Here is a 23,035-nt window from a genome sequence, read left to right on the forward strand (position 1 = left end):
GAGGCCCCGATGCTGCAACGACGCCGCTTCATCGCCGCCTCCGCCGTGCTGGCCGCGGGCGGCGTTCGCGCCCAGCCCGGCGAGTTCTGGGCCCGCCTGCGCGAGGGCGGCAACGTGGTCCTGATGCGCCATGCCACGACCGAGCCGGGTGTGGGCGACCCGCCCGATTTCCGGCTGGGCGAATGCACCACGCAGCGCAACCTGAGCGCCGAAGGCCGTGAGCAGGCCCGACGCGTCGGCGAGGCGTTCCGGCGCGAGGGCATCCGCCTCGACGAGGTGCGCAGCAGCGCCTGGTGCCGCTGCGTGGACACCGCGCAACTGGCCTTCGGCCGGCACGTGGTGTGGGCGCCCATCAACTCGTTCTTCGGTGGGGCACAGGCACGCGAGACGCAGACCCGCGAGGTGCTGGCCGCCGTGCAATCGCTGCGCGCGCCCGGCAACTGGATGCTCGTCACGCACCAGGTGAACATCACCGCGCTGACCGGTGAGTACCTGGCCATGGGCGAGGTCTTCGTGACGCGGCCCGAGGGTGAGCGCCTGCGCGTGCTGGCGCGCCAGACCTTCTGACACGGGCCCGCGCTACCATGCCCCGTTTCCCCTTCCCCCTTCGATCCCTGGAGTTCACATGAGTCGAGACGTCTTCGTCGTCAGCGCGGTGCGCACCGCCATCGGTACCTTCGGCGGCAGCCTGAAAGACACGCCCCCCACCGCGCTGGGCGCACTGGTGGTGCGCGAATCGCTCGCGCGTGCGCACGTCGACGGCGCCGACGTGGGCCACGTGGTGTTCGGCCACGTGGTCAACACCGAGCCACGCGACATGTACCTCTCGCGGGTGGCCGCGCTCGACGGCGGCTGCGCCCAGGGCACCCCGGCCTTCAACGTCAACCGCCTCTGCGGCTCGGGCCTGCAGGCCATCGTCTCGGCCGCGCAGGGCATCCTGCTCGGCGACACCGAGATCGCCATCGGCGCCGGCGCCGAGAACATGAGCCGCGCGCCCTACGCCAGCCTCAACACCCGCTTCGGCGCGCGCATGGGCGACGTGACGCTGATCGACATGATGGTCGGCGCCCTGCACGACCCCTTCCACAAGATCCACATGGGCGTCACGGCCGAGAACATCGCCGCCAAGTGGGGCATCAGCCGCGAAGAGCAGGACAAACTGGCCGCCGAAAGCCACCGCCGCGCGCAGCACGCCGTGGAAGCGGGCTACTTCAAGGACCAGATCGTTCCCGTGATGCTCAAGAGCCGCAAGGGCGAGGTGGCCTTCGGCACCGACGAGCATTTCCGCCCCAACGCCACGGTGGAGGACATGGCCAAACTCAAGCCCGTGTTCGCGAAGGAGAACGGCACCGTCACCGCCGGCAACGCCTCCGGCATCAACGACGCCGCGGCGGCCGTGGTGTTGATGAGCGGCGAAGAGGTCAAGGCGCGTGGTATCAACCCCATCGCGCGGCTGGTGGGTTATGCGCACGCAGGCGTGGACCCGAAGTACATGGGCATCGGCCCCGTGCCGGCCACGCAGGCCGTGCTCAAGAAGACCGGCCTGAGCCTGAACGATATCGACGTCATCGAGGCGAACGAGGCCTTCGCGGCCCAGGCCTGCGCCGTCATTCGCGATCTGGGGCTCGACCCGGCCAAGGTCAACCCCAATGGCTCGGGCATCTCGCTGGGCCACCCCATCGGCGCCACCGGCGCGCTGATCACGGTCAAGGCCATCCACGAGCTCGACCGCTGCCAGGGCCGCTTCGCGCTGGTCACCATGTGCATCGGCGGTGGCCAGGGCATCGCCGCCATCTTCGAACGTTCCTGATCGCGCACCGGAGGCCCGCATGCACGGACTGCCGACCGCCGAGCCGGCGGAGCTGGGACTGAGCCCCGAACGCACGCAGCGCATCGTTCAGGCGCTGCAGCGCGACGTGGACCGCGGCCGCCTGCCCGGCGCCGCGGTGCTCATCGCGCGGCATGGGCGTGTGGTGCTCGACGCCGCGGTCGGCCGCCTCGACCCGGCGCGCGACGCGCCCATGGGCACGGATGCGATCTTCCGCATCTACTCCATGACCAAGCCCATCGTCTCGGTGGCGGCCATGATGCTGGTGGAGCAAGGCCGGCTGCAACTGAGCGACCCGGTGGGCCAGTACGTCCCCGGCTTCATGAACCAGCGCGTGGCCGTGCCCGGCCCGCACGGGGTGGTGCTGGTGCCCGCCACGCGGCCCGCCACCGTGCAGGATCTGCTGCGCCACACCGCCGGCCTGACGTATGAGTTCACCGGCAACGGCCACGTCAACGCGCTCTACTCGCAGGCCGGCCTGGTGAGCCGCGACCAGACCAACGCCGAGTTGTGCGAGCGCCTGGCCGCGCTGCCGCTGGCGCACCAACCCGGCACGGCCTGGGCCTACAGCCGCGCCACCGACGTGCTGGGCCGCGTGATCGAGGTCATCACCGGCCAGACCCTGGCCGAGCACCTGCGCGAGACTGTCCTGCTGCCCCTGGGCATGCACGAGACGGCTTTTCACGTGCCGCCCGCGCAGCACCACCGCATCGCCGAGGCCTTCGAGCACGACCCCGATGGCGGCGTGCAGATGCCCATGCACGACCCGCGCGAGGTGCCGAAGCTGGAGATGGGCGGCGGCGGGCTCATGTCCACCGCGCACGACTACGCGCGCTTCCTGCAGTGCCTGCTCAACGGCGGCGAACTGGACGGCCAGCGCCTGCTCTCACCGCACACCCTGGCCTTCATGACGGCCGACCACCTGGGCACCAGCGTGCCCCATGCGGACAACCCCTTGCTGCCACCGGGCCACGGCTTCGGCCTGGGCTTTGCGGTGCGCACCGCGCCGGGCGAGGCCAGCGTGCCCGGCTCACTGGGCACCTACCACTGGAGCGGCATCGGGGGCACGCACTTCTTCGTCGACCCGTCGCTGGGGCTGTTCGCCATCTTCATGGCGCAGGCGCCGAACCAGCGGATTCACTACCGGGGGGTGATGCGGGGGCTGGTGTACGGAGCGGTGCTCGCCTGATCGGCGCGCGCGAACACCGGACCCAGGCATCGGCGAGCGCCCATCCCCAGACTGGGGGATGGTCTTTGCCCTGAGTGCGCTCGCATACTTCTGCGCCGTCCTTTCGCGCCGAAGGCAAACGGCAAGAACTCCCGATGGCATTGGCGCACAGGAGATGGCCGTGGCGACAAGGTGCGTGGTGAACGTGGACCTGGTGGACGTGTGGGCCGACGCCGGGCGCAAGAAGTTTCTGCGAACGCTCGGTTGGGGGGACGAGGTCTCCGTCAAGAAAATCACCTCTTCGGCAGTTGAAATCGAGACCGTCGTCTACGAGGCAGCGCTGGACGGCTCCATCACACCGAACAAGCTCCCGGGCTTCATCGTGCCCACCCGGTCCAGCGGCTTCAAACCCGCCGACGTCGTCATCAAGGCGGCCAACAACGAGGTGCTGCGCGTCAACTTCATCGACGTGCAACAGGGCGACGGTGCGGTCATCGAAACGCCGGACGGAAAACTCATCCTCGTCGATGGTGGCGACAACCAGTTGTTCGCGCGCTACCTGGCCGGCCGCTTCAGAGGCACCAGCGCCGCCAAGCCCAAAGACGTCGACTGCATTCTGGTCACGCACGGTGACGCAGACCACTTCGAAGGCCTGCCCCGGATCTTCGACTCCGAAACACACCCCGAGCCGAAGAAGCGGCTGTTCATTCGCCCGCACCGCGTCTACCACAACGGCATCGTGAAGCGGCCCGGCACCAGGAACAAGAAAAGGGTGCCCGAGAAGGAGTTGCTCGGCCCCACCGCAAAGCTCGGCGACAGCCTCTACCTCGTGGGACTGGAGACGGATCTGCTGAAGGTTCCCGATGCGGACATGAACGCGCCCTTCCTGAAGTGGAAGAAGGCCTTGGCGGCCTACAACAAGCGGCGCAAGATCGTGTTCCGCCGCTTGGAACTCGGCGACACCAAGGCCTTTTCCTTTTTCAACCAGGGCAGCCTGAACATCGAGGTCCTGGGCCCCATCACGGAAACGGTCGCGGGCAAGACGGGGCTGAAATTCCTGGGAGACCCGCCCAAGGGCCCCCGAATGGGACATGAATCCCTGGCGCAAGAGGATCTGGACAGCAAGGGCTTCTCGGCGTCTCATACGATCAACGGGCACTCCATCGTGTTCAAGCTGAACTACGGTGGTTTCAGCTACCTCTTCTCCGGTGACCTCAACGATGAGGCCAGCCGCTTTCTCGCGCGGGAGCACAACAAGGGAACGGTCAATCTTCGATCGGAAGTGTTCAAGGTGCCGCACCATGGATCCGCCGATTTTTCCGGCGCCTTCGTGCAAGCGATATCTCCGGTGGTGAGCGTGGTCTCAAGCGGCGACGAGAACGCACGTAAGGAATACATTCACCCGCGCGCCACCCTGATGGGCGCCCTGGGAAAGCATTCGAGGGTCGCCGAACCCCTGATCTTCGTGACCGAGCTGGTGGCGTTCTTCACGTATGAAAAGCTGGTGCAGAACGTCGATCCCCAGGTGGCCAGGAAACGCGGGGCTTTTCACGGCTTCAGCCGCGCCGCGTTCGGCCTGGTGAAGACCCGAACGGACGGCCGTCGCTTGCTCATTTACACGGACAGCGCCAACGTCAAGATGAAGGAAGCCTACGCCTATCAGTTGGACGACTCCGGGCAACCGACACCCTCCGTGGTGGTTCGGGTGTGAAACGACCGGCAACCGTTTCTGCGGCCCTCAACCCTGGCCAGGCAACGCCTTCAGATACAGGTGCAGCGCCCGCAGGTCGGTCTCGCTCATCTCCCGCAGCGACTCGAACGGCATGACCTGCACAGCCGACCCGTCCGGGCGCTTGCCGCTGCGAAACAGGGTGATCAGCGCGTCGGCGTCGGCGTAGCGCCCCATCACGCTGCCTTCGCCCGGGGCGAGGCGCGAGGCCGGCGGCCAGTCGGGCGGGCCGCCGGGGATCTTGCCCCCGACCAGGCCTTCGCGGTGGCAGCCGATGCACATATTGGCCACGTACTCGCCGTGCGCCAGCGTCACGCCCTCGGGCACCGGCTGCTGCGGCGGCAGCGTGTGGTCGATGCGCGAAGCCGCGTCCGGGACCACGCCGAAACCATAGAGCACGCGTACCGGCAGCGGCAGCTTCACCACCGCGCCCTGCCCCGTCTGCGGCGGCAGTGAGCGGATGTGTGCCACCAGCGCGGCCAGGTCGTCGTCGGTGAAGCGGTTGTAGTCCTCGCTGGGCATCACCATCAGCGCGCGGCCTTGCGGCGTGACGCCGTGGCGGATGGCGCGCACCCAGTCCACCGGCTGGTAGGCGGCCACCGCACCACCGGGGCCGGTGGTGATGTTGGGGCCGGCGATGGTGAGCGCTCCGTCGTCCACAAAGGTGCGGCCGGCGCCGTTGGCGCCGTGGCAGTCCACGCAGCCGCGCGACGCGTAGAGGTAGCGCCCGCGTTCCAGCGCGGCCGCGTCGCTCTTGTAGGGCACGGCCTGCGCGGCCACGTCCACGCGGCGTTGCTGTTTGCGTTCGGCCAGGAAGATGCCAGTGGCCAGGATGGCGGCGGCCAGCAGCACCAAGCTGCCGAGGCCAATGCCGAGCACGCGCAGCCAGCGCGTGCGGTGATTGTTCGTCGTCATGTACCCCTCCTCGTCGGGTGAAGCGATTGCACGACAGCGGGCCCAGGCGCGTCAACGCTCCGGTGGAGGAAAAGCGCGCCGGCGGCGCGGCTTAAGGGATTTTTCAGATGCAGTGGCCCATGCGCACCGCGCCGGCCAAGGGTGTCGGACCTGGCGGGGCGGTATTCACAAGGTATGGGCAGAAGCTCGGGCGCGCGCTATGGTCCGGGCCATCGTTGTCACGCGGCTGCGCCCACACCATGTCTCTTGCCCACCTGCTGGCCCGCCAGGCCCGCATCTCGCCCGACACCCCCGCCCTTTTCAACGGCACCGAGCGCTGGGCCACGCACGCGCAGTGGGCGCAGCGCAGCGCGGCGCTGGCGCAGCGGCTGAGCGCGGCCGGGCTGCAACCCGGCGACCGTGTGGTGGTGTTCATGCGCAACCACCCGCGCTACCTGGAGATCCTGTGGGGCGCGTGGTGGGCCGGGTTGGCGGTGGTGCCGGTCAACGCCAAGCTGCACCCGGCCGAGGTGGAATGGATCATCGACAACGCGCAGGCGCGATGGGCCTTCGTCACGCGCGAGCTGGCGCCGCAGCCACTGGCCGGGCTCGACCGGCAGATCGACATCGAATCGCCCGAGGCCGACGCGCTGCTGGCGCCGCTGGACCAGGGCGCCCTGCCCGATCCGTACGACAACGCACCGGATGACCTGGCCTGGCTGTTCTACACCAGCGGCACCACCGGCCGGCCCAAGGGCGTGATGCTCACGCACCGCAACCTCATGACCATGGGCCTGTGCTACTTCGTCGACGTGGACCCGGTGGACCGTGGCGACGCCATCGTCTACGCCGCGCCGATGTCGCACGGCTGCGGCCTGTACGCCATTCCGCACCTCATGGCCGGTGCGCGCCACGTGGTGCCGGCCTCGGGCGGTGTGGATCCGGGCGAGCTGTTCGCGCTCGGCCAGGCGCTGGGGCCCCTGTCCACCTTCGCGGCGCCCACCATCGTCAAGCGCCTGGTGGACCACGCCGAGGCCGAGGGCCTGGGGCCGGCCGAGGCGGCGCGTGCCTTCAAGACCATCGTCTACGGCGGCGCGCCCATGTACCTGGCCGACATCCAGCGCGCACTGCGCGTGATGGGTCCGCGCTTCGTGCAGATCTACGGCCAGGGCGAGACGCCCATGGTGGGCACCGCGCTCTCTCGGCAACACATCGCCGACGCCGCGCACCCGGACCACGCGGCGCGCCTGGCCTCGGTGGGCGTGGCGCAGACGCCGGTGCAGGTGCGCGTGGCCGGTGCCGATGGGCAAGCGCTGCCACCCGGCGAGGTGGGCGAGGTTCTGGTGCGCGGCGACACCGTGATGGCCGGCTATTGGCGCAACCCCGAGGCCACGGCCGCGGCGGTGCGCGAGGGATGGCTCTGGACCGGCGACATGGGCTCGATGGACGCGCACGGCTTCCTCACGCTCAAGGACCGCAGCAAGGACCTGCTCATCAGCGGCGGCTCCAACATCTACCCGCGAGAGGTGGAGGAGGTGCTGCTCACCGCGCCCGGCGTGGCCGAAGTGGCCGTGGTGGGCGCGCCCGACCCCGAGTGGGGCGAGGTCGTGGTGGCCTTCGTGGTGGCCGCACCGGGCCAGGCGGGCGATGCCGCCGCGCTCGACGCGCACTGCCTGGCGCACATCGCGCGCTTCAAGCGGCCCAAGCGCTACGTGTTCGTGGACGCCCTGCCCAAGAACCACTACGGCAAGGTGCTCAAGACCGAGCTGCGCCAGCGCGCCGCCCAAGCGGAGAACCCCGCTTGACGGCTCGCCTTTGCGTGAACCACCACGCCCACGCGACCAGGATCAGTTGCACGGGCGCCCGCACCAGCAGGTAGACAGGCCCCCACGCATGGCCACCCATCGGCACCTGATTCAGGGCCGCATGGATGTTGGCCGGGAAGAACAGGATCAGCACCGCCACGGCGCTCAGGCCGGCCAGCCGGCGCAGCCGGGGGATGAAGAAGCCGATGGCGATGGCGATTTCCAGCACGCCGGTCAGGTAGACCAGCGGCACTCTGCCCGGCACCCAGGCCGGCAGCATCTGCACCATCGGCTCGGTCTGAACAAAATGCCCGCTGGCGGTGAAGAGGAAAACCAGGCCAAGGCCGACGGCCGCGGCGGCGTTCGGGTCGGGGCCGCTGCGGCCAGCCGACGCGAGCAGCCGCGCGAAGAGGTACGGCGCCGTCAACAAGATGAGCAAGAGGATGGGTGTGGTCATGGGCGGTTCCTGCATGGGTTCGGTGGTGCGCACCTTAGGCAGGGCAGCCCGTGAAGACGACGCCCTTGCGACGAATCGCCAACCGAAGGGCGCCATTTGCCTGGGGGCGGCGCGAAACGCCAACGCCAACGCCAAAGCCCTGTGCACAGGCGGCCAGCGCCGTCGCGCAGGGCATGCCACGGGGCCGGCTACATCCGGCCCCCGTCCACCAGGAGGCTGCGCCCGGTGATCCAGCGCGCGTCGTCCGAGCAGAGGAACGCCACCACGTCGGCGATGTCGCCCGGCTCCGCCAGGCGGCCCAGCGGGGTCAGGCGCGTTTCCTCTCTCAACTGCTCGGCCGGGATGTCGGCCGTCATGTCGGTGCGGGTGATCGCAGGCGCCACCGCGTTGACGCGGATGCCGCGCGCGCCCAACTCGATCGCGCAGCCCAGCGTGAGGCTGTCCACCGCCGCCTTGCTGGCGGAGTAGCTGACGGTCTGGGGCTCCGGACGCACCGCGAGACTGCTGGAGACGTTCACGATGGCGCCGCCCGCGGCGGGAAAGTGCTCGAGCGCCGCCTGGGTGCTGGCGAGCACGCTCCAGGCGTTGACAGCGAACTGCCGGTGGAACGACTCGCGGCTGATCTCACCGACGGGTTCGGCTTCGAAGATGCCGGCGTTGTTGACCAGCGCATCGACGCGCCCGAAGTGGTTCACCACCTCGCGCACGGCCAGACGCACCGCGACCTCGTCCGCCACGTCGGCCTTGAACGCCGCCGCCTGGCCGCCCGCGGCCTCGATGGCGCGCACCGTGGCGTCGGCCGCCTCGGCGTTGCTGCGATAGAACAGGGCCACTTGCGCGCCTTCGCCCGCGAGCCGGCGCGCGATGGCCGCACCGATGCCGCGCGAACCGCCGGTGACGATGGCGACTTTTCCAGACAACTTCATGAACGCTTCCTTCCGTGTGTGATGGGAAGAAAACGATAGCCAGCGCCCTTCGGCAGGGGTAGCCGTCGGCCGCGCAACGCGGCGTTCCAGATCTGCAACGCGTTCAGGCCATGTCGCGGAATCGCGCTTCCAGAAAGTCGATCAGGGTGCGCACCGCAAAGCTCAGCCCGCGCCTGCTGGGGTAGATCGCGTACACGGTGGACGGCGGTGGCGCGAGATCGGGCAGCAGTTCGATCAAGGCGCCATCGCGCAGCGCGTCGCGGCAGGCCTCCAGGGGGATCTGTGCCATGCCGGCCCCCGCGAGCACCGCTTCGCGCAAGGCCAGCAGGTTGTTGCTGACGAAGCGGGGCTGGGGCAGGTGCGTCACCTCGCGCCCATCGGGCAGCCGAAAGACCCAGGGGCGAACCGTCTCGGCCTGGCCCTGCGCCACGAGCGGCCAGCGGTCCAGATCGGCCAGCGTGGCGGGTGCGCCATGGCGCGCCACCGCTGGCGCGCTGGCCACCAGCACCATCCTGCCGGTGCCGATCGGCTTCGCCACGATGTCCGCCGCCGCCAGCGGCGCACCAGAGACACGGATGGCCAGGTCGATGCGCTCGGCCAGCATGTCGACGTAGTGGTTCGACAGGTCGAGCGACACCCGCACCTTCGGGTACAGGCCCATGAAGTCGCCCAGCCAGGCGGCCAGGAAGAGCTCGCCCTGCAGCAGGGACGAGCTCACGCGGATCAGGCCGCTCGGCTCGGCCAAGGCTTCACTCACCGTGGCCTGCACGGCGTCGGCCTCGTCCGCCATGGCGCGCGCGTGACGATAGACCCGCTCGCCGACATCGGTGAGGTGAAAGGCGTGCGACGAGCGCTGCACCAGGCGCACGCCGAGCTGGCGCTCCAGCGCGGCGATGCGCCGGCTCAGGCTCGACTTCGGGATGCCCGTGCTGCGCTCGGCCGCCGAGAAGCCGCCGGCGTCGACCACGCGCAGGAAGGCGATCAGGTCGTCGAGCTTGTCCATGGCACGTCGCGGCGGGCGTGCCGCATCAGTTGCTTTTGGCAGCCGCCGGCGGGCGCCAGCCGAAGAACATGGGATAGACCTTCTCCACCACCGGGCCGTCGAAATCCCAGGACACGCACTGGCCCAGGTGCGGCGGCGGGCGGCCATCGTCGCGCGGCGAAAAGGCGCCGGCGCGCGTCTGCATGGCGGCCGTCGCCAGGTTGTAGAGCAGCTCACGCAGGTGGGTGCAGCCTTCGGTGTTGCCCAGGTGGCGCTGGATGGTGTGGCGCCAGCCCTTGCCCAGCACCTCGCCCACCATGCGCTGCATGTTGGGCAGGATGCCCGGGCAGGGTTCGTGCGGGAAGGCATCCATGGCGACGGCGATGTCGCGGATCACCATGGCCTCGTCGTAGGTCACGCGGATCCACATGTGGTGGATCGGCTCGTGGGCGGCCCAGCGGCCCTCGCCGCGGATGTCGATATCGAAGGGCTTGCTGTCGTGCAGTTCGCCTTCGATCTCCCACAGGCCGTCGTCGCGGCGAAAGCCCTGGTAGTTGACGCGGCGGGTGTGCATGGGCTGGCGCGCAGCGGGGGTGGGCAATGGCACGTGGGGCTCCGGAGCTTCGGGAAAACCCGCAATTGTCGGACCAGCGAGGGGAAGGCGCTGGCACACTGGTGTCTTGTCCCTCTGGAGCGCGCATGGCCCACGACCACGATCACCCGCACGACGAGCACGAGCACAGCCACGACCACCCCCACAGCGACGCGCCCTGGAAGCACAACGGCGTGCGCGTGATCCCCGGCAACCAGCTCGACGGCAACGTGCCCTCCACCCCGGGCATGGACCGCAAGGCCGCGATCAACTTCGCCCGCGTGGGCGCGCAGAAGCTGTGGGCCGGCACCGTCACCATCCACGCCAACGCCAAGACCGGCGCCCACCACCACGGGCACCTGGAAAGCGTCATCTACGTGGTGAAGGGCCGCGCGCGCATGCGCTGGGGCGACCAACTGGAATTCACCGCCGAGGCCGGCCCGGGCGATTTCATCTACGTGCCGCCTTACGTCCCGCACCAGGAGATCAACGCCAGCCCCACCGAGGTGCTGGAGTGCGTGCTGTGCCGCAGCGACGGCCAGGCGGTGGCGGTCAACCTGGACATCGAACCGGTGGAAAAACCCGAGACGGTGCTGTGGGTGGACCCGACGCACCCCACCGGCGGCGTCTGACCGCGTGCCCGATCTGCGCACCCTCACGTCCGTGGTGCCCGCCACGGGCCGGCTCGACACCATCCTCCTTCGCCCCGCCCGGCGCCTGGACGCCGTGGCCGTGAGCGAGGTCGAGGCCGTGGCAGGACGGGGCCTGGCCGGCGACCACAGCGCCGCGCGCCACGGCGGCCTGCGGCAAGTGACGCTGATCCAGGCGGAGCACCTGCCGGTGATCGCCGCCCTCACCCGGCGCGACCTGCAGCCGGCCTGGCTGCGCCGCAACCTCGTCGTCTCGGGCGTGAACCTGCTGGCCGCGCGCGGTCTGTTCGAGGACGTGGTGATGCACATCCGAATCGGCGAATCCGTGGTGCTGGAGGCCACGGGCGACTGCGCGCCCTGCTCGCGCATGGAGTACGTGCTGGGCCCTGGCGGCTACAACGCCATGCGGGGGCACGGCGGGCTCACGGCACGGGTGCTGGAGGGTGGCGTGCTGCGCCCGGGGGATGTGGTGCGGATCGTGCGCGACGGCTCACGGCCTGAACCTCAGTCCCCCTGAAAACCCCCTGCGCGCAGCGTCACCACCAGCGTGTCGCGCCAGCCGTGACCATCGGCCGGGTCGGGCTGGATGGGCGTGCTTTCGTGGATCACGCGCTCATCGTCGAGCAGCAGCAGCGACCAGGGGTCGCGCAGGGTGAAGCGCTGGCCGCTGGGGCCATTGGCCTCGAAGACGCGGCTTTCACCGCCCTTGATGGCGTGGCGCCTCACCAGGAACACCGCCACCAGGTCCACGCCGTCGCGGTGGGCGCCCTCGGGCGTGGGGCGGCCGATGCCGTCGGTGGTGTCGATGCGGAAGGGGTGGGCCTCGACCGCCCAGGCCTGTTCACCACGCAGGGCGCTGGCCGCCGCGCCCAGTCGCTGCAGCAGGCGTGTCCAGGCCGGCGCCTGGGCCATCGCGGCCTCCATGGGCTCGAACCAGCGCTGCATGCCGCCGTGCAGGGCGTTGTATTCCACCGGCTGCCAGTGAGCGCGGTGCGGCACCTGTTCCACGCGCGCGCCGTCCACCACGAAGCAACTGTGGCGGCGCAGGCGGTAGCGGCCGCCGTCCTTCAGGTAGGCGTCGGGCGCCAGGCGGTCCCAATGCGGCTCCAGAGCGCGCAACTCGGCCAGCGGCACGCCGATCCAGGTGGCGGTGTCCTCGCCACTGAGCAGGCCCGCGCCGCGCTCGCGCAGCGCGGTGTCGATGGCGTTGGGTGACAGGTAGGGGGGCGAAAACTCGGCGGCGCTCAATGGGTTCTCCGTGCGGTGCACTGCGGGGCCGAGCGCCTTGGGAACGGCCCGGCGGCGCTCAGGCGCACGAGTGTAGAGGCGCGCCTCGGGGAAAGCCCGCATCGGGGAATGCCAGCGCCGGTGGCCCAATGCCGTCATGAACGCCGCTGCCGATCCCCAGCCGCCCGAGGCGCCGTCCGCCGGCGACGCCCCGCGCGCGCCCTCGGCACTGGAGCTGCCCATCGCGGACCTGCGCCCCGGCGATCCGCTGCGCTGGCTGCGCGCGGGCTGGGGCGACTTCCTTCGCTGCCCGGGCATTGGCCTGTTCTATGGAGCCTGTTTCTGCGCCATGGGTCATGCGCTGCTGGGTGTCTTCCGCGCAGCGCCAGCCTATGTGCTCGCGCTATCGGCGGGCTTCCTGCTGATGGGCCCCTTCCTGTGCCTGGGCCTGTACGACGCCAGCCGCGCGCTGCAGCGCGGCGAGAAGCCCTCGCTGGGCCGTTCGCTGGGCGCCTGGCGGCCCACCAAGGGCACCATGGCGCTCTTCGCTGGCGTGCTGCTGGTGCTCGAAATGCTCTGGGGGCGTGCCTCGCTGGTGGTTTTCGCGGTCAGCTTCACCACGCTGCCGGACACGCAGAACCTGGTGGCGCAGATGCTGCGCGGCCAGCACCTGGAGTTCCTGATCACCTGGACGCTGGTGGGCGCCGTGTTCGCGGGGCTGATCTTCGTGACCAGCGTGGTGAGCATCCCCATGATCCTGGACCGTGGCACCGACGCCATCTCCGCAGGACTCACGAGCATCCGGGCCTGCCTGCAGAACCCGGGCGTGATGCTGTTCTGGGGCCTGCTCGTCAGCGCACTGGTGGCGCTGTCGATGCTGCCGTGGTTTCTGGGATTGCTGGTGAGCGGGCCGGTCATCGGTCACGCGAGTTGGCACGCCTACCGCGCCACCGTGGCGCCGGATCGCCCCGGCGGGGCGAGCTGATCAGGCGCCGCGCTGCGGGCGGCGGCGATCGCGCCGCCCGGCGGCAGAGCCCAGCAGGGCCGGCTCCACCAGCCCGTCGAACAAGGGCTGCAGTTTCATGATGCTGTCCATGGCAGCGCGCTCGTCGAGATCGCGACAGAGCCAGTGCAGCACATCCGGCCGCATGAACCACAACGCGCGGGCCGATTCGGCCACCAGCACCCGGTGGCGCAGTTGCTCGGCCTCCCAGCCACCGCCCTCGCCCAGCAGCGCCAGCATGGCCTTGCGCACGCGCGCCAGGCGGTAGGGATCGTCGTCGTGCCGGCTTTCGCCCTGCAGCCGCTGGGCGACGGTGTCGAAAAGCGTCGATAGGAACTGCTTCATGCCTGGACGGGTGCGTTCATTGAACTGGTTGTGGGCACATCGATTGCCGGCGGCCGCCATTCCAGCACAAAACCGTCATGTTGTGTGACGCTCCCTGTCATCGATCGACGTTGGCACGGGCTGCAACGCCCGCCCCTGGAGCGGCACCCTCGCCCCACAGACGCGCCAGCAGCCACCACGAGATGAGGGCGTTGGTCAACGCCAGCAGCCCCAGCACGAGGCGCAGCCCGGCTGGGGGTTCGTGGATCTGGATGAACAGCACCAGGGCGCTGGACAACGCCTGGAAGCCGAGCATGAGCCAGAACAGGCCCTTGCGCGGCTGCCACAGGCGGCGAAAGGCGGCGGCGAACGACGGCATGCGGTCATTGTGCCCGGGCGGGTTCGGCCCCGGCGGCCTGCCCGGCCCGTTCGGCCTCGCGCTCCTGCAGCCAGCGCCACATCACCTTGCCGCTGCCGCTCTTGGGCAGGGCGTCCACGAACTCGACCTCCCGCGGGCATTTGTACGCGGCCATGTGCTCGCGGCACCAGGCCAGGATGTCGGCCTCCCCGGTCTTGCCTTTGGCATCGGCGCGCAGCACCACCACGGCCTTCACGCTCTCGCCCCGGTAGGCGTCGCGGGTGGCGATCACGCAGGCCTCGGCGATGCCGGGGTGCTTGAACATCAGCGCCTCCACCTCCGCCGGCCAGACCTTGAAGCCGCTCGCGTTGATCATGCGTTTCAGGCGGTCGGTGATGAAGAAGTAGCCGTCCTCGTCCACGCGGCCCAGGTCGCCCGAGCGGAAGAAGCGCTTGCCGTCGATCTCGATGAAGGCCGCGGCCGTGGCCTCGGGGCGCTTCCAGTAGCCATCGAACACCATGGGGCCGTGGATCACGATCTCGCCCGTCTCGCCCTGCGGCAGTTCGCGCAGCGTCTCGGGGTCGACCACGCGCGCGTCGGTGCTCATGAAGGGAATGCCCAGGCACTGCTGCTTGGGGTCGTCGGGCGGGTTGCTGTGCGAGGGCGCGGCCGTTTCAGTCAGGCCATAGCCCTCGACGAAGCGCAGGCCGAACAGATCGAGCAGGCGCTGCGCCACGGCTTGCGGCATGGCCGCGCCGCCGCCACCGATGTAGACCAGGCTGGACAGGTCGTACTGGTCGAAGCTGGGGCTGGCCAGCAGGTCGATCACCATGGTCGGGATGTTGGTCCAGTGCGTGACGCGCCAGCGCGAGATCAGTCGCCCGGCGAGCTCGCGGTCCCAGCGCGGCATCAGCACCAGGGTGGAGCCGGCGTAGATGGCCGTGTGCATGCCCGCGACCATGCCGGTGATGTGGAACAGCGGCACCACCAGCAGCGCCACCGTCTCCGGCGAACTGTCCCCCCACAGGCTACCGGCCACCGCGTTGTGCATCAGCGTGCGGTGCGGGTGGATGCAGCCCTTGGGCAGGCCGGTGGTGCCGCTGGTGTAGGGCAGCACGGCCAGGTCGTCGGGGCCGCGGTTGTGCTCGGGCAGCGGCGCGGTGCTGGCCAGGGCCTCGGCCCAGGTGGCCACGCCGCCGCCGGGCAGCGCGGGCCGTTCGTGCCGCGTGCCCAGCCAACCCTGCCAGGCCGGGGCATGCCAGCCACGGCGTCCGGATCATCCATCGGGCCGATGGCGTCCGCGTAGTGCGTCACCACCAGGTGGCGCAGGCGTTGCGCTTCGGAGACTTCCGCGTTCGCCTTCAAGAGCTCGCCGGCGAGATCGGCCGCGCACACAGCCACGCGCGCGTCCGCGTCGGTGATGTAGTGCCCCAGCTCATCGGCCTTGTTCATGGGATTGACCGGCACGACCACGGCATTGGCTCGCAGCACCGCATAACAGGCCACGATCCACTGCGGACAGTTCTGCAGGAACAGGATCACGCGATCGCCATCGCGCACGCCCTGCGCGCGCAGGTGCGCGGCCAGGCGCTCGGCCTGCTCGTGCAGCCCGGCGTACGTGGTGACGCGGTCGAAGAACACCAGCGCGGCCTTGTCCGGGTAACGCCGGGCGCTTACCGCCAGGTTCTCCCACAGCGAGGTCTGCGGCGGGCGAAGCGCGTGGGGCAGTCGCCGGGGCCAGACGCGGTGGTGCGCGCGCACCGGTGGCTCCTGGTGGCTCATGTCGGCGGGTCTCCGGTGTGGTGGTTCTTGTATGGCACGAATACTGCGTTGGGCCCTCGGGCCGAACCGATCGGATTGTTCAATAAAGCTTTTGCATAAGCCTCCCACGTAAACCCCGATCCCTGGCCCAAAAGGCCAGGACTACATTGCCCCGCTTACGGGCGTCGCACCGAACAGGTGCCCGCGCGTACGTGCTCGACAACACCACCGACCTACGGAGTACCCCCGATGAAACTCAACGCCCTGAAGCTGACCGCCCTGACCCTGGCCTCCACGGCAGCGCTCCTTGCCGCGCCGGCCCACGCGGGCAAAGACCTGGATGCCGTCAAGAAACGGGGCGAACTCAACTGCGGCGTCAACACCGGCCTCCCCGGCTTCTCGGCGGCCGACAGCCAGGGCAAGTGGACCGGCATGGACGTGGACCTCTGCCGCTCGGTGGCGGCCGCCGTCCTGGGCAACCCCGACAAGGTGCGCTACGTGCCGCTGACGGCGCAGCAGCGCTTCACCGCCCTGCAGTCCGGCGAGATCGATGTGCTGGCGCGCAACACCACCTGGACACTCACCCGCGACGCCTCGCTGGGCCTCACGTTCGTCGGCGTCAACTTCTACGACGGCCAGGGCTTCATGGTGCCCAAGAAGCTCAACGTCAAGAGCGCCAAGCAGCTCAAGGGCGCCACGGTCTGCGTGCAGTCGGGCACCACCACCGAACTCAACCTCACCGACTACTCGCGCGCCAACAACCTGGGCATCAAGCCCGTGGTGTTCGAGAAGCTCGAAGCCGCGCTCGCCGCCTACTCCTCGGGCCGCTGCCAGGCCTACACCACCGACGCCTCGGGCCTCGCGTCCTCGCGCGCCAAGGACATGGCCAAGCCCGACGACCACGTGATCCTGCCCGAGCTGATCTCCAAAGAGCCCCTGGGCCCGGCCGTGCGCCGCGGCGACGAGGACTTCGCGGCCATCGTCAAATGGGTGGGATTTGCGCTCATCGAAGCCGAGGAATACGGTGTGACGCAAGCCAACGTCGACCAACTCAAAGGCTCCAGCACCAACCCTTCCGTCATGCGCCTGCTGGGCATGGGCAACGAAGACACCGGCAAGCTGCTGGGCCTGGACAAGGAATGGGCGTACCGCGCCATCAAGGCCGTGGGCAACTATGGCGAACAGTTCGAGCGCCACGTCGGTCCCAAGACCGCCATCGCCTTGCCGCGCGGCGTCAACAACCTGTGGACGAAGGGCGGCGTGCTGTACGCCCCGCCAATCCGCTGATCCACGCCGGGCCACCCTGACGGCCCGGCCAGTCCCCCGCCCGCAGCGATGCCCGTCGCTGCGGGCGTTGTTCGTGTCCCCATCGCATTCGTGGCGAGGTCCCCGTTGACGACACCCGCATCCCCTCCACCCCCTTCCCGGCAATGGTCGCTCAACAGCCGGGCGACGCGCGGCGTGATCTACCAGGTCGTGGCGCTGGCCCTGCTGGGCCTGGGCCTCTGGTACCTGGCGCACAACACCCAGGCCAACATGCAGGCCCGCGGCATCCAGAGTGGCTTCGACTTTCTCGGCGCCAGCGCCGGATTCGACATCGGCGAAACCCTCATCACCTACGACCCCAGCCAGAGCTACGGCAAGGCCATCTGGGTGGGCGTGCTCAACACGGTCAAGGTGGCACTCGCGGGCATCGTGCTCACCACGATTCTCGGCGTGTCGCTGGGCGTGGGCCGCTTCTCGCGCAACGCGCTGGTGCGCGGCCTGTGCTACGGCTACGTCGAGGCCTTTCGCAACGTGCCCTTGCTGCTGCAACTGCTCATGTGGTACCTGGTCTTCATCGAGCTGCTGCCCGCATCGAACGAGGCCATGTCCATGGGCGGCCTGCTGTTCCTGAGCAAGGGTGGCCTGTCCTTCCCCTGGCCCACGGCCGGGGTGGGCCAGGTCATCGGCGGGCTGGCCGTGGGGGTGATCGCTGGTGTGCTGTGGCGCCGCCGGGTGCAAAAGCGCTTCGAAGCCACCGGCCAGGACGGTGACCGCTTCTGGGCGCCGCTGGCCATGCTGCTGGTGTTCGCCGTGGTGGGCTGGGTGGTGGCCGGCATGCCCCGCGAATGGAGCATCCCCGAACAACTGCCCTTCATGGTCGATGGCGGCCTGGCACTCACGCCCGAATTCCTGGCTCTGCTGATCGGCCTGACCACCTACACCGCGTCCTTCGTGGCCGAGGTGGTGCGCGGCGGCATCCAGTCCGTCAGCCGCGGGCAGGACGAGGCCGCGTCCGCGCTGGGCCTGAACCCGCGCCAGAAGATGAAGCTCGTGGTGCTGCCCCAGGCCATGCGCGTGATCATCCCGCCGCTGACCAACCAGTACCTCAACCTCACCAAGAACTCCTCGCTCGCCGTGGTGGTTGGCTACCCCGACGTGGTGTCCATCGCCAACACCACCATCAACCAGAGCGGCCGCGCGGTGGAGTGCATCGCCATCATCATGCTGGTCTACCTCAGCACCTCGATCACCACCTCGCTGGTGATGAACTGGTACAACCGCCGCATGGCGATCCGGGAGCGTTGATCGCCATGAATGCACAGTTCCAACCCATCGCGCCCCGGCCTTCTCCGGTGCGCCAATCCGGTGCCCTGGCCTGGGCGCGCCGCAACCTCTTCGCCGACTGGAAATCCACGCTCGCCACGCTCATCGTCGGCGGGGTGCTGCTGTGGGCCGTGCCCAAGCTCTGGCAATGGGTGATCGTCGGGGCCGTGTTCCGGCCCGACGCCGACGCCTGCCAGGCTGCGCGTGGCGTGGGCGCCTGCTGGGGGGTGGTCGCCGAGAAGTACCGCGTCATCCTGTTCGGCCGCTACCCTTTCGACGAGCAATGGCGCCCGCTGCTGGCCACGCTGCTGATCATCTTCACGCTCGTGATCAGTTGCATGCGCGTCTTCTGGACACGCTGGCTGGCGCTGATCTGGGTGGCGTCACTGGCGGGCTTCTTCGTGCTCATGGGTGGCGGCGTGTTCGGTCTGTCCAACGTGCGCACCGAGCTATGGGGTGGCCTGCCGCTCACCCTCATGCTCGCGGTGCTCTCGCTGTTCCTGGCCTTCCCGCTCGCCGTGCTGGTCGCCCTGGGCCGGCGCGCGAAGCTGCCCGCGATTCGCACCATCAGCGTGCTCTACGTCGAGCTCGTGCGCGGCGTGCCACTGATCTCGGTGCTGTTCATGGCCTCGTTCATGTTTCCGCTGTTCGTGCCGCGCGGCGTCACCGTGGACGTGCTGGTGCGCGTGGTCGCGGGCCTCACGCTGTTCATCGCGGCCTACATGGCCGAGACGGTGCGTGGTGGCCTGCAGGCCGTGCCCAAGGGTCAGTTCGAAGCGGCCGACTCGCTGGGCCTGGGCTACTGGCAGACGCAGAGACTCATCGTGCTGCCGCAGGCGCTGTCCATGGTGGTCCCCAGCATCATGAACACCTTCATCTCCCTGTTCAAGGACACCTCGCTGGTCACCATCGTCTCGCTCTACGAACTCACCGGCGCACTCGCGCTGGCACTGAACTCCGACGTCCAGTGGCGCCCGTTCAAGCTCGAGGCGTACTTCTTCATCACCCTCATTTATTTCACCGGCTGCTTCGCCATGTCGCGCTACAGCCTGTGGGTGGAAAAACAGCTTGCCGCCAGCAAGGCGCGCTGAAAGCACAACATGCCTGAACAACAAGCCATCATCCGTTTCGACAAAGTCAACAAGTGGTACGGCAACGACTTCCACGTGCTGCGCGACATCGACCTCAGCGTCGCCAAGGGTGAACGCATCGTGATCTGCGGCCCCTCGGGCTCAGGCAAGTCCACGCTGATCCGCTGCATCAACCGGCTCGAGGAACACCAGCAAGGTGTCATCGAGGTCGATGGCGTCGAACTCAAGGACGACATCAAGGCCATCGACCAGGTGCGCAAGAACGTGGGCATGGTGTTCCAGCAGTTCAACCTGTTCCCGCACCTCACCGTGCTCGAGAACCTCACGCTCTCGCCCATGTGGGTGGGCAAGATGCCCAAGAAGGAGGCGGAGGAGCGCGCGATGCAGCAGTTGAAGCGCGTGCGCATCGCCGAGCAGGCCAGCAAGTTCCCGCTGCAGCTCTCCGGCGGCCAGCAGCAGCGCGTGGCCATCGCGCGCGCCCTGTGCCTCACGCCCAAGATCATGCTGTTCGATGAGCCCACCTCCGCGCTCGATCCCGAGATGATCAAGGAGGTGCTCGACGTCATGATCGAGTTGGCCAACATGGGCATCACCATGCTGTGCGTGACGCACGAGATGGGCTTCGCCAAGGCCGTGGCCGACCGCGTGATCTTCATGGACCAGGGCCAGATCGTCGAGCAGAACACGCCCGAGGAATTCTTCAACAACCCGCAGAACGAGCGCAGCAAGGACTTCCTGTCCAAGATCCTCGGCCATTGACTTGAGGCGGTCATGGCGCGCTGACACAATGCGCGCGACACGGCGCCCGCGCCCAGCGGGCCCGACAAGGAGACCGCCATGTCGCTGCAACCCCTCCCCGCCGCCCGGCGGTTGACCTGGCTGCGCTGGAGCTGCACCACGGCCATGGGCCTGTCGCTGTGGTGCGCGGGCGCGGCGCTGGCCTTCGACGTGCAGGGGCACCGCGGCGCCCGCGCGCTGGCGCCTGAGAACACGCTCTACGGCTTCCAGCGCGCGCTGGCCATCGGCGTCAGTACCCTGGAGCTGGACGTGGTGCTGAGTGCCGAGGGCGTGCCCATCGTGTCGCACGACACCACGGCCAACCCCGACATCACGCGCGACCCGAGCGGGCGCTGGCTGCAGTCGCGCGGCCAGCCTTTTCACACGCTCACGCTCGCGCAGATCGCCGCGCTCGACGTCGGCCGCATCAACCCGTCGAGCCGCTACGCACGCGACTTCCCGCAGCAGGTAGCCGTGGATGGCGAGCGCATTCCCACGCTGGCGGCAGTGCTCGACCTGGTCAAGCGCCAGCGTGCCGACCACGTGCGCTTCAACATCGAGCTCAAGCGCAACCCTGAACGGCCGCAAGAGTCGCCCGACCCCGAGGCCTTCGTCCGTGCCGTGCTCGATGTCCTTCGCACCCAGGGCATGGCCTCGCGCACCAGCCTGCAGGGCTTCGACTGGAGCCTGCTCAAGATCGCCCAGCGCCTGGCGCCCGAGGTACCACTGGCCTTCCTGAGCGCGCAGCGGCCGCGCTTCAACACCCTGCGCACCGGCGCCTGGAGCGGGGGCCTGCGCGAGGCCGATTTCAAAGACGCCCCCGCGCTGTTGGCCACCGCCGGCGCTCGCCTGTGGTCGCCCAACTTCAATGACATCGATCGCAAGCTGATCGAGCGCGCGCGCGAGGAAGGCTTGCGCGTCATCCCCTGGACGGTGAATGAGGTGCCTGACATGGAACGCCTGATCGACTGGGGCGTCGATGGCATCATCACCGACCATCCGGAGCGCCTGCGCGTCGTGATGGAACAGCGCGGCATGGCCCTGCCGCCGACCGTCGACACCGCGCCGGCCCGCCAGAACTGAATGACATGCCCCATCCACTGCTGCAACCCGTGACCGATGCCCTCGACGGCCTGCGCGGCGCGACCCTCTCACCCGCCGAGGCCAGCGCGCGCCTGCGCGACCAGGGCGAACTCATCGCCGCCCTGCCCCCGCGCTTTGGCGAGGTGCTGGGCCAGTTGCTCGACCGCCTCGAGTCCTCTGCGCTGTTCGACGGCGAGAGCTGTTCCTTCAGCTCACGCGAACTGCACGACAGCCTGCAGTTCTGGATCGATAAGGCAGCGGCACAACTGGCGGTCGCCTGAGCGGGTCTCGATAACCCGTCACAGCCGCCCGTCGCACCACGGAGCGGCAGGCGTAAGGCACGCGGGCGCCACCGCGACCGACCCCTTTTTGCGGAGGTCACCATGTTCCCACTCTGCCGCATTGCCTTGATCGCCGGGCTGGCCGCGACGGCCGGGGCCGCCTGGGCCGCCGACCTGCGTTGCCAGGCTCAGCGCGGCGCGCAGGCGCCCGCCATCGTCGAGCTCTACACCTCGGAAGGCTGCAGCTCCTGCCCGCCGGCCGACCGCTGGCTCAGCGGCCTGCGCGGCCACGACGACGTGGTGGCGCTGTCCTTTCACGTGAACTACTGGAACCACCTTGGCTGGCGCGACCCGTTCGCCACGGCCGCCACCACCGCACGGCAGTACCGCCTGGCCGAGCGCCTGGGCGCGCGCCAGGTCTACACGCCGCAGGTCGTGCTCAACGGCCGCGACCACCGAGGCTGGCCAGGTCAGTCGGTCGCGCAACTGCAGCCTCTGCCGGGCCCGGCGCCCGCGCTGCGCGTCTGGCGCGAGGGGGGTGATCTGCTGGCGGAGGTGGCGGGCGGCCAGGGTGAACTGGCCGGCTACTGGGCGGTGCTGCTCGATGACGTGAGCAACCGCGTCACCGCCGGCGAAAACGCGGGTGAACAGCTGCGCCACGACCACGTGGTGGCGCACTACCAGCCGGTGGTGCCCTGGCGCGGCGCGCAGCCGCACACCGAGCGCTGGCACCTGCCGCTGCGGGAACCGCACCGCGTCGCCTTCGTGGTCACCGACCCCACGCTTACGCGGCCCGTTCAGGCGGTGGTGCTCAACTGCCCTTCATGAGCCGGGAACCCGGGACGCGCTTTCCTTATCATCCACACCCATGCGCGCCCTCTGGATCGCCCTGCTGATTGCCCTGCTGCCCATGCGCGGCTGGGTGGGCGACGCCATGGCCCTGTCCATGCTGCATGCTGCCGATGGCCATCCCGTCCAGCAGTCCAGCGCAGCCAACCCTTGCCCGCATGCCGGGGAAGCAGTTCCTCCCGCCCCGGCCGAGGCCGCGCACGCCGACATGCATGGCGATGCCGCTCACGACGACGGTGCCGGGCATCAGCACCTCGCCTGCGACCTCTGCAACGGCCCGGCACTGCAGGCGGGCACCACCGATTCGCCGCGCGGGCAGTTGGCCCCCGGGCCACAGGTGCTGCGCGTCGAACGCTTCGCCAGCCTGGCCCCGCGCCAACACCACAAACCCCCCATCGCCTGAGCGCTCGCACCCGTGGTGCGTCCGCGCATGCCCCTGCGGGCTGCGCGCACGCCGTTCGCGAACCCTCAGGAGATGAACATGAAGCACCGCTTGCGGCTGTTGCCGCTTTGCGTGGCCTTGTCGGCCACCCCCTTGCTGGCGGGCACGCCCGCCGAGGCCTTGCGCGCCGCCGATCCCGGCGAAGCGCCGGCCGCCCCCCCCCCCCCGCGCCCCCCCCCGCGGACGGCGCCCCCCCCCCGCCGCCCCCCCGGGCCCGGG

Annotated in this window: 24 protein-coding genes and 1 pseudogene; 16 read left to right on the forward strand and 9 right to left on the reverse strand. The window is 69.4% G+C overall.

Annotated elements, in window-relative coordinates; translation table 11 throughout:
• The first annotated feature begins 9 nt into the window (after positions 1-9).
• From BN948_RS14935 to BN948_RS14950, 4 genes are all read left to right on the forward strand, one after another.
• The gene (locus tag BN948_RS14935; protein ID WP_009516891.1) at positions 10-567 is read left to right on the forward strand and encodes a histidine phosphatase family protein; all 558 of its coding nucleotides are present in this window, start codon (positions 10-12) and stop codon (positions 565-567) included.
• Positions 568-625: 58 nt separating this feature from the next.
• On the forward strand, positions 626-1,810 hold the full coding sequence (gene bktB / locus BN948_RS14940) for a beta-ketothiolase BktB (protein WP_009516890.1): 1,185 nt from the start codon (positions 626-628) through the stop codon (positions 1,808-1,810).
• A 19-nt stretch (positions 1,811-1,829) separates the two neighbouring features.
• Positions 1,830-3,017: a serine hydrolase domain-containing protein gene (locus tag BN948_RS14945; protein ID WP_009516889.1), complete on the forward strand. Its 1,188-nt coding sequence runs from the start codon at positions 1,830-1,832 to the stop codon at positions 3,015-3,017.
• Between the two features lie 154 nt (positions 3,018-3,171).
• Positions 3,172-4,707, forward strand: a complete 1,536-nt coding sequence (locus BN948_RS14950; protein WP_420319433.1) for a ComEC/Rec2 family competence protein — start codon at positions 3,172-3,174, stop codon at positions 4,705-4,707.
• Between the two features lie 27 nt (positions 4,708-4,734).
• Here the strand turns inward: BN948_RS14950 and BN948_RS14955 are convergent, their stop codons facing one another.
• Positions 4,735-5,640, reverse strand: coding sequence for a c-type cytochrome (locus tag BN948_RS14955; RefSeq protein ID WP_009516887.1), 906 nt, complete (start codon positions 5,638-5,640; stop codon positions 4,735-4,737).
• Positions 5,641-5,879: 239 nt separating this feature from the next.
• Between BN948_RS14955 and BN948_RS14960 the strand changes: the two genes are divergently transcribed.
• A complete protein-coding gene (locus tag BN948_RS14960; protein ID WP_009516886.1) occupies positions 5,880-7,424 on the forward strand; it encodes a class I adenylate-forming enzyme family protein in 1,545 nt (514 codons plus the stop codon).
• On the opposite strand, the gene BN948_RS14965 is transcribed toward BN948_RS14960, so the two are convergent.
• The 4 genes from BN948_RS14965 to BN948_RS14980 form a co-directional block, all read right to left on the reverse strand.
• The gene (locus tag BN948_RS14965) at positions 7,375-7,881 is read right to left on the reverse strand and encodes a DoxX family protein (RefSeq protein WP_009516885.1); all 507 of its coding nucleotides are present in this window, start codon (positions 7,879-7,881) and stop codon (positions 7,375-7,377) included. The genes BN948_RS14960 and BN948_RS14965 overlap by 50 nt on opposite strands.
• Before the next feature lie 188 nt (positions 7,882-8,069).
• Positions 8,070-8,807 carry an SDR family NAD(P)-dependent oxidoreductase gene (locus tag BN948_RS14970; protein WP_009516884.1) on the reverse strand — a complete coding sequence of 246 codons (738 nt, stop codon included), beginning with the start codon at positions 8,805-8,807 and terminating at the stop codon, positions 8,070-8,072.
• Between the two features lie 103 nt (positions 8,808-8,910).
• Entirely contained in the window at positions 8,911-9,810 is a 900-nt protein-coding gene (locus BN948_RS14975) for a LysR substrate-binding domain-containing protein (RefSeq protein WP_009516883.1), read from the reverse strand.
• A gap of 25 nt (positions 9,811-9,835) precedes the next feature.
• The gene (locus BN948_RS14980) at positions 9,836-10,396 is read right to left on the reverse strand and encodes a DUF2889 domain-containing protein (protein WP_009516882.1); all 561 of its coding nucleotides are present in this window, start codon (positions 10,394-10,396) and stop codon (positions 9,836-9,838) included.
• A gap of 92 nt (positions 10,397-10,488) precedes the next feature.
• On the opposite strand from BN948_RS14980, the gene BN948_RS14985 reads away from it, so the two are divergent.
• Positions 10,489-11,013, forward strand: coding sequence for a cupin domain-containing protein (locus tag BN948_RS14985; RefSeq protein WP_009516881.1), 525 nt, complete (start codon positions 10,489-10,491; stop codon positions 11,011-11,013).
• Between the two features lie 4 nt (positions 11,014-11,017).
• Complete coding sequence (locus BN948_RS14990) at positions 11,018-11,548, forward strand: MOSC domain-containing protein (RefSeq protein WP_009516880.1); 531 nt, start codon at positions 11,018-11,020, stop codon at positions 11,546-11,548.
• Here BN948_RS14990 and BN948_RS14995 read toward each other — a convergent pair.
• Complete coding sequence (locus BN948_RS14995; RefSeq protein WP_035622350.1) at positions 11,536-12,279, reverse strand: 2OG-Fe dioxygenase family protein; 744 nt, start codon at positions 12,277-12,279, stop codon at positions 11,536-11,538. The two genes, BN948_RS14990 and BN948_RS14995, sit on opposite strands and share 13 nt — an antisense overlap.
• A gap of 136 nt (positions 12,280-12,415) precedes the next feature.
• Between BN948_RS14995 and BN948_RS15000 the strand changes: the two genes are divergently transcribed.
• Positions 12,416-13,243, forward strand: coding sequence for a DUF2189 domain-containing protein (locus tag BN948_RS15000; RefSeq protein ID WP_009516878.1), 828 nt, complete (start codon positions 12,416-12,418; stop codon positions 13,241-13,243).
• On the opposite strand, the gene BN948_RS15005 is transcribed toward BN948_RS15000, so the two are convergent.
• The 3 genes and pseudogenes from BN948_RS15005 to BN948_RS15015 all read right to left on the reverse strand — a co-directional run bounded on the left by BN948_RS15005 (position 13,244) and on the right by BN948_RS15015 (position 15,725).
• Positions 13,244-13,606 carry a hypothetical protein gene (locus tag BN948_RS15005; protein ID WP_009516877.1) on the reverse strand — a complete coding sequence of 121 codons (363 nt, stop codon included), beginning with the start codon at positions 13,604-13,606 and terminating at the stop codon, positions 13,244-13,246.
• Positions 13,607-13,703: 97 nt separating this feature from the next.
• On the reverse strand, positions 13,704-13,964 hold the full coding sequence (locus BN948_RS15010) for a hypothetical protein (protein ID WP_009516876.1): 261 nt from the start codon (positions 13,962-13,964) through the stop codon (positions 13,704-13,706).
• A 4-nt stretch (positions 13,965-13,968) separates the two neighbouring features.
• Positions 13,969-15,725 (reverse strand): annotated as a pseudogene (locus BN948_RS15015) (long-chain fatty acid--CoA ligase).
• 228 nt (positions 15,726-15,953) lie between these two features.
• Here BN948_RS15015 and BN948_RS15020 point away from each other — a divergent pair.
• The 8 genes from BN948_RS15020 (at position 15,954) to BN948_RS15055 (ending at position 22,777) form a co-directional block, all read left to right on the forward strand.
• A complete protein-coding gene (locus tag BN948_RS15020) occupies positions 15,954-16,991 on the forward strand; it encodes an amino acid ABC transporter substrate-binding protein (RefSeq protein ID WP_009516873.1) in 1,038 nt (345 codons plus the stop codon).
• Positions 16,992-17,165: 174 nt separating this feature from the next.
• Positions 17,166-18,275 (forward strand): amino acid ABC transporter permease, encoded by a 1,110-nt coding sequence (locus BN948_RS15025; protein ID WP_009516872.1) that lies wholly within the window; start codon positions 17,166-17,168, stop codon positions 18,273-18,275.
• A 5-nt stretch (positions 18,276-18,280) separates the two neighbouring features.
• Positions 18,281-19,384: an amino acid ABC transporter permease gene (locus tag BN948_RS15030; RefSeq protein ID WP_009516871.1), complete on the forward strand. Its 1,104-nt coding sequence runs from the start codon at positions 18,281-18,283 to the stop codon at positions 19,382-19,384.
• A 9-nt stretch (positions 19,385-19,393) separates the two neighbouring features.
• On the forward strand, positions 19,394-20,143 hold the full coding sequence (locus BN948_RS15035; RefSeq protein ID WP_009516870.1) for an amino acid ABC transporter ATP-binding protein: 750 nt from the start codon (positions 19,394-19,396) through the stop codon (positions 20,141-20,143).
• Positions 20,144-20,221: 78 nt separating this feature from the next.
• Complete coding sequence (locus BN948_RS15040; RefSeq protein ID WP_009516869.1) at positions 20,222-21,244, forward strand: glycerophosphodiester phosphodiesterase; 1,023 nt, start codon at positions 20,222-20,224, stop codon at positions 21,242-21,244.
• Positions 21,245-21,249: 5 nt separating this feature from the next.
• Positions 21,250-21,525, forward strand: coding sequence for a hypothetical protein (locus BN948_RS15045; protein WP_009516868.1), 276 nt, complete (start codon positions 21,250-21,252; stop codon positions 21,523-21,525).
• 102 nt (positions 21,526-21,627) lie between these two features.
• Positions 21,628-22,353 (forward strand): DUF1223 domain-containing protein, encoded by a 726-nt coding sequence (locus BN948_RS15050; RefSeq protein ID WP_009516867.1) that lies wholly within the window; start codon positions 21,628-21,630, stop codon positions 22,351-22,353.
• 40 nt (positions 22,354-22,393) lie between these two features.
• Positions 22,394-22,777, forward strand: a complete 384-nt coding sequence (locus BN948_RS15055) for a hypothetical protein (RefSeq protein ID WP_009516866.1) — start codon at positions 22,394-22,396, stop codon at positions 22,775-22,777.
• The last annotated feature ends 258 nt before the right edge of the window (positions 22,778-23,035 follow it).

It is taken from the genome of Hydrogenophaga intermedia, from assembly GCF_000723405.1.
In the GTDB taxonomy this organism is placed as follows: domain Bacteria; phylum Pseudomonadota; class Gammaproteobacteria; order Burkholderiales; family Burkholderiaceae_C; genus Hydrogenophaga; species Hydrogenophaga intermedia.

What these genes read in the sequence shown, in the direction of transcription:
- BN948_RS14935 (WP_009516891.1), top strand. Translation starts at nt 10, where the DNA reads ATGCTGCAACGACGCCGCTTCATCGCCGCCTCCGCCGTGCTGGCCGCG.
- bktB (WP_009516890.1), top strand. Translation starts at nt 626, where the DNA reads ATGAGTCGAGACGTCTTCGTCGTCAGCGCGGTGCGCACCGCCATCGGT.
- BN948_RS14945 (WP_009516889.1), top strand. Translation starts at nt 1,830, where the DNA reads ATGCACGGACTGCCGACCGCCGAGCCGGCGGAGCTGGGACTGAGCCCC.
- BN948_RS14950 (WP_420319433.1), top strand. Translation starts at nt 3,172, where the DNA reads ATGGCCGTGGCGACAAGGTGCGTGGTGAACGTGGACCTGGTGGACGTG.
- BN948_RS14955 (WP_009516887.1), bottom strand. Translation starts at nt 5,640, where the DNA reads ATGACGACGAACAATCACCGCACGCGCTGGCTGCGCGTGCTCGGCATT.
- BN948_RS14960 (WP_009516886.1), top strand. Translation starts at nt 5,880, where the DNA reads ATGTCTCTTGCCCACCTGCTGGCCCGCCAGGCCCGCATCTCGCCCGAC.
- BN948_RS14965 (WP_009516885.1), bottom strand. Translation starts at nt 7,881, where the DNA reads ATGACCACACCCATCCTCTTGCTCATCTTGTTGACGGCGCCGTACCTC.
- BN948_RS14970 (WP_009516884.1), bottom strand. Translation starts at nt 8,807, where the DNA reads ATGAAGTTGTCTGGAAAAGTCGCCATCGTCACCGGCGGTTCGCGCGGC.
- BN948_RS14975 (WP_009516883.1), bottom strand. Translation starts at nt 9,810, where the DNA reads ATGGACAAGCTCGACGACCTGATCGCCTTCCTGCGCGTGGTCGACGCC.
- BN948_RS14985 (WP_009516881.1), top strand. Translation starts at nt 10,489, where the DNA reads ATGGCCCACGACCACGATCACCCGCACGACGAGCACGAGCACAGCCAC.
- BN948_RS15000 (WP_009516878.1), top strand. Translation starts at nt 12,416, where the DNA reads ATGAACGCCGCTGCCGATCCCCAGCCGCCCGAGGCGCCGTCCGCCGGC.
- BN948_RS15005 (WP_009516877.1), bottom strand. Translation starts at nt 13,606, where the DNA reads ATGAAGCAGTTCCTATCGACGCTTTTCGACACCGTCGCCCAGCGGCTG.
- BN948_RS15010 (WP_009516876.1), bottom strand. Translation starts at nt 13,964, where the DNA reads ATGCCGTCGTTCGCCGCCGCCTTTCGCCGCCTGTGGCAGCCGCGCAAG.
- BN948_RS15020 (WP_009516873.1), top strand. Translation starts at nt 15,954, where the DNA reads ATGAAACTCAACGCCCTGAAGCTGACCGCCCTGACCCTGGCCTCCACG.
- BN948_RS15030 (WP_009516871.1), top strand. Translation starts at nt 18,281, where the DNA reads ATGAATGCACAGTTCCAACCCATCGCGCCCCGGCCTTCTCCGGTGCGC.
- BN948_RS15035 (WP_009516870.1), top strand. Translation starts at nt 19,394, where the DNA reads ATGCCTGAACAACAAGCCATCATCCGTTTCGACAAAGTCAACAAGTGG.
- BN948_RS15040 (WP_009516869.1), top strand. Translation starts at nt 20,222, where the DNA reads ATGTCGCTGCAACCCCTCCCCGCCGCCCGGCGGTTGACCTGGCTGCGC.
- BN948_RS15045 (WP_009516868.1), top strand. Translation starts at nt 21,250, where the DNA reads ATGCCCCATCCACTGCTGCAACCCGTGACCGATGCCCTCGACGGCCTG.
- BN948_RS15050 (WP_009516867.1), top strand. Translation starts at nt 21,628, where the DNA reads ATGTTCCCACTCTGCCGCATTGCCTTGATCGCCGGGCTGGCCGCGACG.
- BN948_RS15055 (WP_009516866.1), top strand. Translation starts at nt 22,394, where the DNA reads ATGCGCGCCCTCTGGATCGCCCTGCTGATTGCCCTGCTGCCCATGCGC.